Genomic DNA, 12,775 nt, shown 5'->3' with positions numbered 1-12,775 from the left:
GGTTTCCTTTAGACGGCGAAGGCGGACCGAAGATCCGGCCCGCCGTTCGGCTCGTTTCGCTGGATCCCGGCTTGCGCCTGGTGGCGCGGGCCTGGATCCCGGCTTTCGCCGGGATGACGATCTGACAAAGCCGTGCGCCATGGTGGGCGCACGGGTCAGATCGTCACTTCAGGATCTTGGCCACCACGCCGGCGCCGACGGTGCGGCCGCCCTCGCGGATCGCGAAGCGCAGGCCCTCGTCCATCGCCACCGGGTTGATCAGCTCCACCACCATCTTCACGTTGTCGCCCGGCATCACCATCTCCGTGCCCTCCGGCAGCGTCACCGCCCCGGTGATGTCCGTGGTCCGGAAGTAGAACTGCGGACGATAACCCTTGAAGAACGGCGTGTGGCGGCCGCCCTCGTCCTTCGACAGCACGTACACCTCCGCCTCGAACTGCGTGTGCGGGGTGATCGAGCCCGGCTTGGCCAGCACCTGGCCGCGCTCCACGTCGTCGCGCTTGGTGCCGCGCAGCAGCAGCCCGGCGTTGTCGCCCGCCTGCCCCTGGTCCAGCAGCTTGCGGAACATCTCCACGCCCGTCACCGTCGTCTTGGTGGTCGGACGGATGCCCACGATCTCGATCTCGTCGCCCACCTTCACGATCCCGCGCTCGATCCGCCCGGTCACCACCGTGCCGCGACCGGAAATGCTGAACACGTCCTCGACCGGCATCAGGAACGCCTTGTCGATGTCGCGCTCGGGCTGCGGAATGTAGCTGTCCAGCGCCTCCACCAGCTTCAGGATCGACGGCACGCCGATCTCCGACTCGTCGCCTTCCAGCGCCTTGAGCGCCGAACCGGTGATGATCGGGGTGTCGTCGCCCGGGAACTCGTACTTCTCCAGCAGCTCGCGCACCTCCATCTCCACCAGCTCCAGCAGCTCGGCGTCGTCCACCATGTCGGCCTTGTTCAGGTACACCACGATGTACGGCACGCCCACCTGCCGCGCCAGCAGAATGTGCTCGCGCGTCTGCGGCATCGGGCCGTCCGCCGCCGAGCACACCAGGATCGCGCCGTCCATCTGCGCCGCTCCGGTGATCATGTTCTTCACGTAGTCCGCGTGTCCCGGGCAGTCCACGTGCGCGTAGTGCCGGTTCGCGCTCTCGTACTCCACGTGCGCCGTCGAAATCGTGATCCCGCGCGCCTTCTCCTCCGGCGCCGCGTCGATCGCGTCGTAGGCCTTGAACTCGCCACCGAACCGTTCCGCGCCCACCTTCGTCAGCGCCGCCGTCAGCGTCGTCTTGCCGTGGTCCACGTGACCGATCGTGCCCACGTTCACGTGGGGCTTGGTGCGCTCGAACTTACCCTTGGCCATGGTTGCGTTTCTCGTTGAACTGTTGGAATGGAAGACTGCTGAAGATGGTGCTCACGAATGGAATCGAACCATCGACCTCCTCCTTACCAAGGAGGTGCTCTACCGACTGAGCTACGTGAGCGTGGCATTTTTGTTGCAAAAGACCGGACTCCTGCCCGACTTCTGCGTCGCGACCCCGGCCAAGCCGGGGTTCGCTCCCGCACGCCGCTTCCGCGTCGCGCGCCGGGGCATCCTTGCCCCGGTAGGTAACTGGTGTCCTGCTGTCGCGGGGTCCAATGGAGCGGGAGACGGGAATCGAACCCGCACCATCAGCTTGGAAGGCTGAGGTTCTACCGTTGAACTACTCCCGCGCCGCGCGGAACTTGCATGGAGCTGGTGGAGGGAGGTGGATTCGAACCACCGAAGGCGTAAGCCAGCAGATTTACAGTCTGCCCCCGTTGGCCGCTTGGGTATCCCTCCGGTGTTTCTGGCAAGCCGGTGAAAACAGCCCGCGATTTTCGCCTGAAGCGGAAGGCCTGTCAACGCGTACCGGCCCTTGCGTCGGTCGATCCGGCGCATCGGCGGCCCGAGCCGGCACGATCGGCGGTGCCCTCCGGCAAGGACGGCCGCATGTTCACGAACATTAACGAGCCGCCTGGCCGCAGCCGTCAGTGCCTGCGCAGCCCAACGAGGCGCCGGCTGGCAGCGGCGGCAACCCGGATCGCGGCCTGCGCGCGGAATGACGGGCGCGTAGCCGCACCCCTAGACGTTGAAGCGGAAATGCAGGACGTCGCCCTCCTGGACCCGGTACTCCTTGCCCTCCAGGCGCAGGCGGCCGGCATCCCGGGCGCCGGCCTCGCCGCGATAGCGGATGAAGTCGTCGAAGGCGATCGTCTCGGCGCGGATGAAGCCCTTCTCGAAATCCGTATGGATCGCCGCCGCCGCCTGCGGCGCGGTGGCGCCGGACTTCACCGTCCAGGCACGGACCTCCTTCACCCCGGCGGTGAAGTAGGTCTGCAGGCCGAGCAGCTTGTAGGCGGCGCGGATCACCCGGTTCAGCCCCGGCTCGTCCAGGCCCAGGTCTGCCAGGAACACGTCGCGATCGGCCTCGTCGAGCTGCGACAGCTCCTCCTCGATCGCCGCCGACACCGGCACCACCTCGGCGCCCTCGCCCACCGCGCGCTCGCGCACGATGTCCAGGTACGGATTGTTCTCGAAACCGTCCTCGAGCACGTTGGCCACGTACATCACCGGCTTCAAGGTCAGCAGGAACAGGTCGCGCAGCGCAGCGCGGTCGTCGGCGGACAGCGCCAGCGCCCGCGCCGGCTTGCCGGCATCCAGCCCGTCGCGCACCCGCGTCAGCACCTCGACCCGCGCCTTGGCCTCCTTCTCTCCGGTCTTGGCCGAGCGCTCGGCGCGCTGCAGCGCCCGCTCCACCGATTCCAGGTCGGCCAGGGCCAGCTCGGTGTCGATGGTCTCGATGTCCGACACCGGATCGATCTTGCCGGCCACGTGCACGATGTCGCCGTGGTCGAAGCAGCGCACCACGTGCGCGATCGCGTCCACCTCGCGGATGTGCGCCAGGAACTTGTTGCCGAGCCCCTCGCCGCTGGCCGCGCCGGCCACCAGGCCGGCGATGTCGACGAACTCGACCGCCGTGGGCAGCACCTTCTGCGGCTTGACGATTTCCGCCAGCTGGTTGAGCCGCGGATCCGGCACCGGCACCACGCCGACGTTGGGCTCGATCGTGCAGAACGGGAAGTTGGCCGCGGCGATGCCCGCCTTGGTCAGTGCGTTGAACAGGGTCGACTTGCCGACGTTGGGCAGGCCGACGATGCCGCATTTGATGCCCATGGAAATCCGTGATTGGTGATTCGGGATTCGGGATTCGGAAGAGCCGCGCTTCCAAATCCCGAATCCCCAATCCCTAATCCCTAATCCCTGCTTGTATGCAACCGCTTCATCGCCTCGTTGAAGTCCCCGGCGACCGCCAGCGGCAGCACGCCGAGGGCATCATCGAAGGCGCGGTCGATGAGGATTTCGTCTTCCTTGCCGGGGCCGCCCTTGAGCAGCCAGGGCGTCACCTTGTCCTTGTGGCCGGGATGCCCGATGCCGATCCGCAGGCGATGGAACCGGCCGTGCCCGAGCAGGCGCATGATGTCGCGCAGGCCGTTCTGGCCGCCGTGGCCGCCGTCGAACTTCAACCGCACCACGCCCGGGGGCAGGTCCAGCTCGTCGTGGACCACCAGGCATTCCTCGGGTTCGATCTTCCAGAAACGCAGGGCGGCAGTGACCGATTTGCCGCTCAGGTTCATGAAGGTCGCCGGCTTCAGCAGCCACAACGCGTGACCGCCGACGGCGATCTTCGCGGTCTCGCCGAACAGCTTGGCGTCGATCCGGAAGCGTTCACCGGCGCGCTCGGCGAGCGCGTCGACGAAGTGGAACCCGGCATTGTGCCGGGTCCGCGCGTATTCGGGACCGGGATTGCCCAGTCCGACGATGAGCCGCAACGCCGTCATCGCGTACACCGATGCCGGAGCGCCCGCGTGGGCGCCCCGACAGGCGTCGCTCACCCGTTACTTGTCGTCGCCGGCGGACTTGCCGGCGTCTTCGTCGACCTTGCTCGCCGGAACCTCGGCGGAGCCCTCGGCCTCCTCGCCCTCGGTTTCCGCGGCTTCGATGCGGCCGTGACGGGCGATGACCACGGCGACGTCGTGCTCCTTGCCGAACTTCAGCTCGGGAATCCCGACGCCCTGCGGCAGCTTCAGGTCGGACAGGTGGATCGCGTCGCCGAGCTTCAGCTCGCCCAGGTCCACCTCGACGTACTCGGGCAGGTCCTGCGGCAGGCAGCTGATCTCCACTTCGTTCATCTCGTGGGTGATCACCACGTCGGCCGCCTTGCCGGCCGGCGACTTGTCCTCGTTGAGGAAGTGCAGCGGCACCGAGGTGCGCAGCGCCTGGTCGGCGCTGACGCGCTGGAAGTCCAGGTGCATGATCTGCTGCTTGTACGGGTGCCGCTGCATATCGCGCAGCAGCACCTTCTGCAGGTCGCCGCCGAGGTTCAGGTCGAGGATCGACGAGTAGAACCATTCGTTCTTGCTGGCGAGCAGGACGTCCTCGTGGACGAGCTGGATGCTCACCGGGTCGAGATCGCCGCCATAGACGATCGCCGGCACGTTGCCCGAGTGACGCAGGCGGCGGCTCGCACCCTTCCCCTCGTCCTCGCGGCGCTGCACCTTGATTTCATGCGTGGTTGCCATGTTGTTTCACTACCTTGGTTGAATGAACCGCCTCGCGGCGGCTTTGGCGTCTCTCCCGCGACCAGGAGAGACGGTTGAAAAGCCGGGATTGGGGATTCGGGATTGGAGACGGCTTCCGCTTTCACGAATCCCGAATCCCGAATCACGAATCCCGGCCCCTAATCCACATACAACGAACTCACCGACTCGCCGAAGGCGATCCGGCGGATCGTTTCGGCCAGCAGCTCGGCGACGCTGAGCTGCCGGATCCGGTTGCAGGCCTGCGCCGCCGACGCCAGCGGGATGGTGTCGGTAACCACCAGTTCGTCCAGCTGCGAGCGGGTGATGTTGTCGATCGCCGCGCCCGACAGCACCGGGTGCGTGCAGTACGCCACCACCTTGGTGGCGCCGTTGTCCTTGAGTGCCCCGGCCGCCGCGCACAGGGTGCCGGCGGTATCGACGATATCGTCGACCAGCACGCAGGTCTTGCCCTCGACGTCGCCGATGATGTTCATCACCGTGGCGACGTTGGCGCGCGGCCGGCGCTTGTCGATGATCGCCAGGTCGGCGTCGTCGAGGCGCTTGGCGATCGCCCGGGCGCGCACCACGCCGCCGACGTCCGGCGAGACCACGATCAGGTTGTCGGTGCCGTGCGCGCGCCAGATGTCGGCGAGCAGCAGCGGCGAGGCGTACACGTTGTCGACCGGGATGTCGAAGAATCCCTGGATCTGGTCGGCGTGCAGGTCGATGGTCAGCGCGCGATCGCAGCCGACCGCGCCGAACATCCGCGCCGCCACCTTGGCCGTGATCGGCACCCGCGACGAGCGCGGGCGGCGATCCTGGCGGGCGTAGCCGAAGTACGGCACCACCGCGGTCACGCTGGCGGCGCTGGCGCGCTTGAGCGCGTCGATCAGCACCAGCAGCTCCACCAGGTGCTCGGCGCTCGGCGCGGAGGTCGGCTGCAGCACAAACACCTCTTGCTTGCGCACGTTCTCCTCGATCTCGACCTGCACCTCACCGTCCGAGAAGTTCGACACCAGCGCCTTGCCCAGGCGCGTGCCGAGCTCGCGGCAGACAGCCTGCGCCAGCGGCTTGTTGGCATTTCCCGAGAAGATCAGGAGGTTGCGATCTTCTTTCATTGGAGGGTTCTCCGCGTCGCTCTGACCGTGGCGGGGGGATGGAGCCGGGAATGGGGAATCGGGAATGGGGAATCGGAAAAGCGGCGGTGCACTGCTTCTACGATTCCCGATTCTCCATTCCCGACTCCCGGCAGTTGGCAGGGGCGGCAGGATTCGAACCTGCGAATGCCGGGATCAAAACCCGGTGCCTTGGGCCACTTGGCTACGCCCCTTCAATGCCGAGAAACGAGTAAAGAGGAGTGAGAAACGAGTGAAAGCTTGAAGCGCGAACGCCGTTACTCGTTTCTCACTCCTCTCTCCTCACTTCAAGCGCCTCCAGCAGCGGCGAGCGCGCCGCGCCGGCGACCACCCAGGCCGCGAGGCCGGGTGGCAGCCGGGCAAGCGCGGCCTCGGCGGATTCGCGCGTGGCGAATTCGACGAAGCAGCCGCTACCGGTCCCGGTCAACCGTGGCGAGCCGACCCGCGCCAGCGCTGCGAACGCGGCCTCGACGGCCGGTTCGCGGCGGCGCAGCACCGGCTCGAACGCATTGCCGAGCGGAGCACCCGAAGTGAAGTCGGGTATTGTCGCGGGCGCAGCATTTCGCGTCAATTCAATACTCTGGAAGAGGGTCGCGGTGGACACCCGGACGCCGGGATCGGCCAGCAGGTACCAGGCCGGCGGCAGCGCCAGCGGCGACAGCCGCTCGCCGACGCCTTCCGCCCAGGCGTTCGCGCCGCGCACGAACACCGGCACGTCGGCACCGAGCCGCAAGCCGAGTTCGGCCAGCCGGGCGCCGCCCAGGCCGGCGCCCCAAAGCCGGTTGAGGACGACGAGCACGGTTGCCGCATCGGACGAACCACCTCCGAAACCACCACCGACGGGAATGCACTTTTCGACGATGATGTCGGCGCCTTGGCTGATATTCGCTTCTGTTTGCAGCAATTTAGCAGCACGCACCGCCAGGTCCTCGGCGCTCTCCACCCCCGCCGCCAACGCCCCGTGGCGGACGATGCGACCGTCGTTGCGCGGCCGCAGGCGCAGGGTGTCGCCCCAGTCCAGCAGGCGAAATACCGTCTGCAGCGCATGGTAGCCGTCGGGCCGGCGGCCGGTGATGCGCAGGAACAGGTTCAGCTTGGCCGGCGCCGGCCAGGCGCTCCATCCATCCGCCGGCATGGGCACCGCGTCAGCCGCCCTGCGCCGGCGCGGCGCCCAGCGCCCATTGGTCGACGATCAGACGCACCCGCGCCTCACCGCGCTGCGCGCTGATGCGCAGCGGCAGCCGCGGGACCTCGGCATCGGCCGCGTCCGCCGGCTGCCAGGCCTGGTAATCGATGGTCCAGCCGTCCTGCTCGATGCGGACCAGGGTCCCGCCGGCATCGAAATGCAGCCGGGCCGGGCCGAACGCGCCGGCATCGGCGCGGATCCCGGCGGCCCAGGCCGCCATCGCCCCGACCGGGATCCGCAGGCCGGTCGCCTCGAGCAGCAGCAACTCGACGTCGCGACCCTCGCGCGGGCCGCCGTCGAGGCCCTCGATCCTCGCGCCGGCGGCGTCGCCGGCCAGGCTCCAGCTCTGCCGCGTCACCGGCGCGCTGAGCACCACGCGATAGCCGTCGCCGGCCTGCGACCACTCGATGCGGCCGTTGCCGCCTTCGCGACCGTTCGACAACGCCACCCGGCCGCTGAAATCCAGCCGCGCCACCGCGCGCACCCGCGCCTCGCGCGCCTCGACCCGCGCCGCCGCCGCCGCCAGCGCGGTGCCGGTCAGGGCAGCGGGCGCCGGCGCCCGCTGCGGCTGCGAGACACAGCCGGCCAGGGCCAGCATTGCGACGAGCAGCGCGGCGCACGCTTTCGCCGAAAGGAAAGTGGGGTGAAGGTCAAAAGCAAATCCCCCCTGCCCCCCTCCTTCACAGGAGGGAGCCGCCTCAACGCAACGCGCTCGTCTTTCCTTGGGAAAGAGGAGGAGTTCCCGCACCTGCGCTCGCATCGGCTTCAAATGTCGGCTCCGGTCTTGCGCAGCGCGCGCAGCAGCGAGCGGTTTTCGGGGTCGAGCTCGCGCGACTTCTCGAAGTACTCGCGCGCCTCGTCGCGGCGGCCCAGCACCCACAGCACTTCGGCGACATGCGCCCCGATCTCCGGGTCCCGCATCAAGCGCCAGGCGCGCTGCAGCTCGACCAGCGCCTCCTGGTGGCGGCCGAGCCGGTACAGCACCCAGCCGTAGCTGTCGACGATGGCGGCGGCGTCGGGCTCGGCGACGCGGGCGCGGTCGATCAGCTCCAGCGCCTCGGCATAGCGCGTGGTGCGGTCGGCCAGGGTGTAGCCGAGCGCGTTGAGCGCGGCGACATTCTCGGGCTCGGCCACCAGGATGCGGCGCAGGTCGGCCTCGGCGCGGGCGATGTCGTCGCGGCGTTCCCACATCAGCGCGCGCGCGTACAGCAGCGCGCCCTCGTCGGGGTAGGCGGCCAGCCCGCGCGCGAAGGTGTCGTGCTCGGCCTCGGCATCGCCGTCTTCCTTGTGCAGTTCGGCTTCCAGCAGGTAGGCGTCGCGACGCGTGTCCTCGTCGACCACGGCATCGGACTGCAGCGCGCGCAGCGCTGCGAAGGCCTCCTGGCCGCGGCCGAGGTCGTGCAGCACCTTGGTCGCGCGCAGCTGCGCGACCCGGCGCTGCTCGCCGCCCGGCACGCTGCGGTACCACTCCAGCGCGTCCTCGTGGCGTTCCAGGTACTCGGCGAGCTGTCCCAGCAGCAGGCGCTGGCCCGGATCCGGGGCGCCGGCTTCGCTGCGCAGTTCCGCATAGACCTGCTCGAGCGCCGGCGTGTCCCCGGCCTTGACCAACAGCGAGGCGCGCAATCCATAGCTGCGCTCGTCCTGCGGCCCACGCGCCATGATCCGCGCCGCGGCGACGGGATCGCCGAGGTTGTCGTATTCGGCCGCGATCGCCAGCCGCAGCTCGGGCGAGACCTCGGCCTGGTCCTCGATCGCCGCCAGCGTCCGCGTCGCCGCCTCGACATCGCCGCCCTCGCGCTGTTGGCTGGCGCGCAGCAGCGCCACCCGCGGCTCGTCCGGAAAACGCCGTACGACCTCCTGCACGATGCGTTCGGCCAGCGGCAGCTCGCCGAAACGCTGCGCCAGGCCGCCGAAGGCCAGCCAGGCCTGCAGCCGGTCCGGGATCGCACCGGCGTCGATCAGCCGGCCCAGCACCTTGGCCGAAGCGGCCGGATCACGGGTGCCGCTGCCGAGCGCCGCCAGCGCGTGGCGCCAACCGTCCGGGTCGGGATCGCGCAACATGGCCTCGAGCTCGCGCCGCGCCGCACGCTCGCGGCCGCCGCGCAGCAGCCAGGTGGCCTCGGCCGAGCGCATCGGCAGCGAACGCGGCGCACGCAGCTTCCACAGCTTGATCGCCTCGCCGGCCAGCGCGTCGTCGTTGGCCAGCAGCGCGATGCGCGCGGCGCGCTCGGCCAGGCCGGGGTCGTCCGCGGCCGCCCGTGCCGCGCGCAGGTACCAGTCGGCGGCCTGGTCCAGCCGGCCGGACTGCAGCGCATATTCGCCGGCCATGGAGGCGGCGAGCACGTCCTCCGGCTGTCCGCGCGATTGCCCGGAAGCGGGCGGGGCGAGGACCGGCAGGACGGCGGCGAGCAGCCCGGCCAGGAAGAAACCACGGCTGGAAAAGTGGATTGCAGGCATCGTGGGCGGGCGGGCCGTAAAATACGAGATTCGCCAGCAAGCTTATCGCAAGCACCTGAACGGACGACGGCCACCGTCATGAACTTCCATGCCCTCGGCATCAACCACCAGAGCGCCCCGGTCGCCCTGCGCGAGCGCGTGGCGTTCGCCGAGCATGCGCTGCCCGAGGCGCTGGCGGCGCTGCGCGCGCTGCCGCAGGTGCGCGAGGCCGCGTTGCTGTCCACCTGCAACCGCACCGAGCTCTACGCGATCACCGACGACGACGGCCAGGCGCTGGCCGACTGGCTGGCCACGCATCCGGAGGGCGGAGACCTGCACGCCTATCTCTACCGGCACCGCGACGCGGACGCGGTGCGGCACCTGTTCCGCGTTGCCACCGGGCTCGATTCGCTGGTGCTGGGTGAGCCGCAGATCCTCGGCCAGGTGAAGCAGGCCTGGGCGGCGGCGCGCGCGGCGGGTACGCTCGGCACCCGGCTCGACCGCCTGTTCCAGCACGCCTTCGTCACCGCCAAGCGCGCGCGCAGCGAGACCCGGATCGGCAACAGCCCGGTATCGGTGGCCTCGGTGGCGGTGCGGCTGGCACAGGAGTCGTTCGCGCGCCTGGCCGACTCCACGGTGCTGCTGGTCGGCGCCGGCGAGACCATCGAGCTGGTCGCGCGGCACCTGGTGCAGGCCGACGTCAAGCGGTTGCTGGTCGCCAACCGCACCCTGGCGCATGCGCAGGACCTGGCCTCGCGCCACGGCGGCGTGGCGCTGCCGCTGGCCGAGCTCGACCGCCACCTGTCGCAGGCCGACCTGGTGTTCTCCGCCACCGCCAGCCGCGAGCCGGTGCTGCATCGCGCCCAGGTCGAAACCGCCCTGCAGGCGCGGCGGCACCGGCCGATGCTGCTGCTGGACCTGGCGGTACCACGCGACATCGCCCCGGACGTGGCCGAACTGAAGGACGCCTATCTCTACACCGTCGACGACCTGGAGCGTTCGGTCGAGGACAACCGCCGCAACCGCCGCGAGGCCGCGGACGCCGCCGAGGCGATCGTCGAGCTGCAGGTCGCGCGCTACGCCGAGGCGCTGGCCGCGGGCCCGCTCAACGAGCCCTTGCGCAGGCTGCGCGCGCACGGCGAGCACACCCGCGTGCAGACGCTGGCCCGCGCGCGCCAGCAGCTGGCCGCCGGCCAGGATCCCGAGGCGGTGCTCGAGTTTCTCGCCCACACCCTCACCAACCGCCTGCTGCACGCGCCCACCGCCGCGGTGCGCGAGGCCGCCGCCAGCGGCAACCTGGAGCTCGCACGCGCCATTGCGCAGGCGCTGCACTCCGACGACGAGGACCGCGATGCTGCCGACCCTGCGCCGTAAGCTGGAGGCGCTGGCCGAACGCCGCGACGAACTCGAACGCCTGCTGGCGGATCCGGAGGTCGCCGGCGACCAGGCGCGCTTCCGCGCCTATTCGCGCGAGTTCGCCCAGTTGGAACCGCTGGCCGCCGGCCTCGCGGAGGAGACCCGTGCCCGCGCCGATCTCGCCGCCGCCGAAACGATGCGCGCCGACCCAGAACTGCGCGAACTGGCCGAGGAGGAGATCGCCGCCGCCACCGCCCGCCTGGAGGAACTCGACCAGGGGTTGATGGCGATGCTGGTGCCGCAGGACGCCCGCGACGAGGGCGGCCTGTACCTGGAGATCCGCGCCGGCACCGGCGGCGACGAGGCGGCGATCTTCGCCGGCGACCTGCTGCGCATGTACGCGCGCTACGCCGAGCGCCAGGGCTGGCGGATCGAGGTGGAATCGGCCAGCCCCGGCGAGCACGGCGGCTTCCGCGAAGTCGTCGCCCGCGTCGACGGCCGCGGCGCCTACGCGCGGCTGAAGTTCGAATCCGGCACCCACCGCGTGCAGCGGGTGCCGGAGACCGAATCGCAGGGCCGCATCCATACCTCGGCCGCGACGGTGGCGATCATTCCGGTCGCGGAGGAGGCGGAGCCGATCGAGATCAATCCGGCCGACCTCAAGGTCGACACCTTCCGCTCCTCCGGCGCAGGCGGCCAGCACGTCAACAAGACCGACTCGGCGATCCGCATCACCCACGCGCCCAGCGGCATCGTGGTCGAATCGCAGACCGAGCGCTCGCAGCACGCCAACCGCGACAAGGCGATGAAGCGGCTGAAGGCGATGCTGGTCGAGGCGGAAGCCGAGAAACGCGCCGCCGCCACCGCGCAGACGCGCAAGCTGCAGGTCGGCAGCGGCGACCGCAGCCAGCGCATCCGCACCTACAACTATCCGCAGGGACGGATCACCGACCACCGCGTCGAGGGCCTGACCCTGTACGACCTGCCCAACATCCTCGAAGGCGGGCTCGATCCGCTGATCGAGCGCCTGAGCCGCGAGCACCAGGTCGAGGAGCTGGCGCGGTTGACCGATGCCTGAGTCCGGGCGCATTTCGAGCTAATCAGGCAAAGCGAAGCGCGACTTCGGATGGCACGCGGGATGCGTGAGCGGCGGCGCGGTGGGCGCTCCCCGCCGACAGAATCCGGGTCAGTGACTTGCCGGGCGGCGCTCTCTCCGAAGCCCAAGCTCTGGCCCATCTCGCTGCAACGCAGGCTGCTCGGCGCGGCTATTCATTCACACCGCCCGTGGCGACGGTGTTGCCAAGCCGCAGCGGAGGGGTCTGCCTGGCGCGGCCTGCGGCGGCGAGTCCGGCTATGGATGGCCGGACCGAGCCGGGGAGCAGTCCCCGGCCTGGGCGCCGCTCTTTCCGAAGCCAAAGATCTCTTCCGGAACCGCCTTGGCGGCAAGCCCATCTCGTTGCAACGAAGGCTGTCTGGTCGGCTATTCATTGGCGCCGCCCGTGGCGACGGTGACGCCAAACCGCAACGGACGGGACTGCTTGGCGCGGCGCGGATGACAAGCGACGTCCCACGGGCGAGGATGCAGGCCTAACTCCAGACGATCCAAGCGCATGTCCATTTCCGTTCGCCGCGCCGAGCTGGCCGATCTCGAACCCCTGGTGCCGCTGTTCGATGGCTATCGCATGTTCTATGCGCAACCGTCGGACCCCGGCCTGGCACGCGAATTCCTGCGCCAGCGCCTGCAGCGCGCGGAGTCCATGGTGCTGCTGGCCGAACAGGATGGACGCGGCGCCGGCTTCACCCAGCTCTACCCGATGTTCTCCTCGGTGCGCACGACGCGCACCTGGATCCTCAACGACCTGTTCGTGGCGCCGGAGGCGCGCGGCGCCGGCGTGGCTCGCACCCTGCTGGCGGCCGCGGCCGATTTCGCCCGCAACGACGGCGCGCTGCGCCTGGAGCTGGAGACCACGCCCGACAACCACGCCGCGCAGGCGCTGTATCGCGCCACCGGCTGGCAGCCCTACGACGAGACCCTGCGCTTCCACCTGCCCGTGGGGAACGGCTGAAC

The 12,775-nt window shown here is 69.7% G+C and carries 11 protein-coding genes and 4 tRNA genes; 3 read left to right on the top strand and 12 right to left on the bottom strand.

Annotation, left to right across the window (positions count from 1 at the left end; translation table 11 throughout):
* Positions 1–163 precede the first annotated feature (163 nt).
* From tuf to AB5T46_RS02100, 12 genes are all read right to left on the bottom strand, one after another.
* A complete protein-coding gene (gene tuf, locus AB5T46_RS02155) occupies positions 164–1,354 on the bottom strand; it encodes an elongation factor Tu (protein WP_370562177.1) in 1,191 nt (396 codons plus the stop codon).
* 45 nt (positions 1,355–1,399) lie between these two features.
* Positions 1,400–1,475, bottom strand: a tRNA-Thr gene (locus AB5T46_RS02150).
* 155 nt (positions 1,476–1,630) lie between these two features.
* Positions 1,631–1,704 (bottom strand) — tRNA-Gly (locus AB5T46_RS02145).
* A gap of 23 nt (positions 1,705–1,727) precedes the next feature.
* A tRNA-Tyr gene (locus AB5T46_RS02140) sits at positions 1,728–1,813 on the bottom strand.
* A gap of 282 nt (positions 1,814–2,095) precedes the next feature.
* On the bottom strand, positions 2,096–3,187 hold the full coding sequence (ychF, locus tag AB5T46_RS02135; protein WP_370562176.1) for a redox-regulated ATPase YchF: 1,092 nt from the start codon (positions 3,185–3,187) through the stop codon (positions 2,096–2,098).
* A gap of 80 nt (positions 3,188–3,267) precedes the next feature.
* A complete protein-coding gene (pth, locus tag AB5T46_RS02130; protein WP_370562174.1) occupies positions 3,268–3,852 on the bottom strand; it encodes an aminoacyl-tRNA hydrolase in 585 nt (194 codons plus the stop codon).
* A 57-nt stretch (positions 3,853–3,909) separates the two neighbouring features.
* Positions 3,910–4,593 carry a 50S ribosomal protein L25/general stress protein Ctc gene (locus AB5T46_RS02125; RefSeq protein ID WP_370562173.1) on the bottom strand — a complete coding sequence of 228 codons (684 nt, stop codon included), beginning with the start codon at positions 4,591–4,593 and terminating at the stop codon, positions 3,910–3,912.
* Between the two features lie 158 nt (positions 4,594–4,751).
* Entirely contained in the window at positions 4,752–5,711 is a 960-nt protein-coding gene (locus AB5T46_RS02120; protein ID WP_149195987.1) for a ribose-phosphate diphosphokinase, read from the bottom strand.
* A gap of 135 nt (positions 5,712–5,846) precedes the next feature.
* A tRNA-Gln gene (locus AB5T46_RS02115) sits at positions 5,847–5,923 on the bottom strand.
* Positions 5,924–5,997: 74 nt separating this feature from the next.
* The gene (gene ispE / locus AB5T46_RS02110; protein ID WP_370562172.1) at positions 5,998–6,864 is read right to left on the bottom strand and encodes a 4-(cytidine 5'-diphospho)-2-C-methyl-D-erythritol kinase; all 867 of its coding nucleotides are present in this window, start codon (positions 6,862–6,864) and stop codon (positions 5,998–6,000) included.
* Positions 6,865–6,874: 10 nt separating this feature from the next.
* Positions 6,875–7,513, bottom strand: a complete 639-nt coding sequence (gene lolB / locus AB5T46_RS02105; protein WP_370562171.1) for a lipoprotein insertase outer membrane protein LolB — start codon at positions 7,511–7,513, stop codon at positions 6,875–6,877.
* Between the two features lie 167 nt (positions 7,514–7,680).
* On the bottom strand, positions 7,681–9,372 hold the full coding sequence (locus tag AB5T46_RS02100) for a tetratricopeptide repeat protein (RefSeq protein WP_370562170.1): 1,692 nt from the start codon (positions 9,370–9,372) through the stop codon (positions 7,681–7,683).
* 78 nt (positions 9,373–9,450) lie between these two features.
* On the opposite strand from AB5T46_RS02100, the gene hemA reads away from it, so the two are divergent.
* The 3 genes from hemA to AB5T46_RS02085 all read left to right on the top strand — a co-directional run bounded on the left by hemA (position 9,451) and on the right by AB5T46_RS02085 (position 12,773).
* Positions 9,451–10,725 (top strand): glutamyl-tRNA reductase, encoded by a 1,275-nt coding sequence (gene hemA / locus AB5T46_RS02095; protein WP_370562169.1) that lies wholly within the window; start codon positions 9,451–9,453, stop codon positions 10,723–10,725.
* A complete protein-coding gene (gene prfA / locus AB5T46_RS02090; protein ID WP_370562168.1) occupies positions 10,703–11,785 on the top strand; it encodes a peptide chain release factor 1 in 1,083 nt (360 codons plus the stop codon). The genes hemA and prfA overlap by 23 nt, the downstream gene beginning before the upstream one ends.
* 532 nt (positions 11,786–12,317) lie before the next feature.
* Positions 12,318–12,773 (top strand): GNAT family N-acetyltransferase, encoded by a 456-nt coding sequence (locus AB5T46_RS02085; protein WP_370562167.1) that lies wholly within the window; start codon positions 12,318–12,320, stop codon positions 12,771–12,773.
* Positions 12,774–12,775 lie beyond the last annotated feature (2 nt).

Origin of the sequence: Luteimonas salinilitoris, assembly GCF_041300785.1 — a bacterium.
Classification (GTDB): Bacteria; Pseudomonadota; Gammaproteobacteria; order Xanthomonadales; family Xanthomonadaceae; genus Luteimonas; species Luteimonas salinilitoris.
This window is presented reverse-complemented; position numbering and strand designations above follow the sequence as displayed.

What these genes read in the sequence shown, in the direction of transcription:
- tuf (WP_370562177.1), bottom strand. Translation starts at nt 1,354, where the DNA reads ATGGCCAAGGGTAAGTTCGAGCGCACCAAGCCCCACGTGAACGTGGGC.
- ychF (WP_370562176.1), bottom strand. Translation starts at nt 3,187, where the DNA reads ATGGGCATCAAATGCGGCATCGTCGGCCTGCCCAACGTCGGCAAGTCG.
- pth (WP_370562174.1), bottom strand. Translation starts at nt 3,852, where the DNA reads ATGACGGCGTTGCGGCTCATCGTCGGACTGGGCAATCCCGGTCCCGAA.
- AB5T46_RS02125 (WP_370562173.1), bottom strand. Translation starts at nt 4,593, where the DNA reads ATGGCAACCACGCATGAAATCAAGGTGCAGCGCCGCGAGGACGAGGGG.
- AB5T46_RS02120 (WP_149195987.1), bottom strand. Translation starts at nt 5,711, where the DNA reads ATGAAAGAAGATCGCAACCTCCTGATCTTCTCGGGAAATGCCAACAAG.
- ispE (WP_370562172.1), bottom strand. Translation starts at nt 6,864, where the DNA reads ATGCCGGCGGATGGATGGAGCGCCTGGCCGGCGCCGGCCAAGCTGAAC.
- lolB (WP_370562171.1), bottom strand. Translation starts at nt 7,513, where the DNA reads ATGCTGGCCCTGGCCGGCTGTGTCTCGCAGCCGCAGCGGGCGCCGGCG.
- AB5T46_RS02100 (WP_370562170.1), bottom strand. Translation starts at nt 9,372, where the DNA reads ATGCCTGCAATCCACTTTTCCAGCCGTGGTTTCTTCCTGGCCGGGCTG.
- hemA (WP_370562169.1), top strand. Translation starts at nt 9,451, where the DNA reads ATGAACTTCCATGCCCTCGGCATCAACCACCAGAGCGCCCCGGTCGCC.
- prfA (WP_370562168.1), top strand. Translation starts at nt 10,703, where the DNA reads ATGCTGCCGACCCTGCGCCGTAAGCTGGAGGCGCTGGCCGAACGCCGC.
- AB5T46_RS02085 (WP_370562167.1), top strand. Translation starts at nt 12,318, where the DNA reads ATGTCCATTTCCGTTCGCCGCGCCGAGCTGGCCGATCTCGAACCCCTG.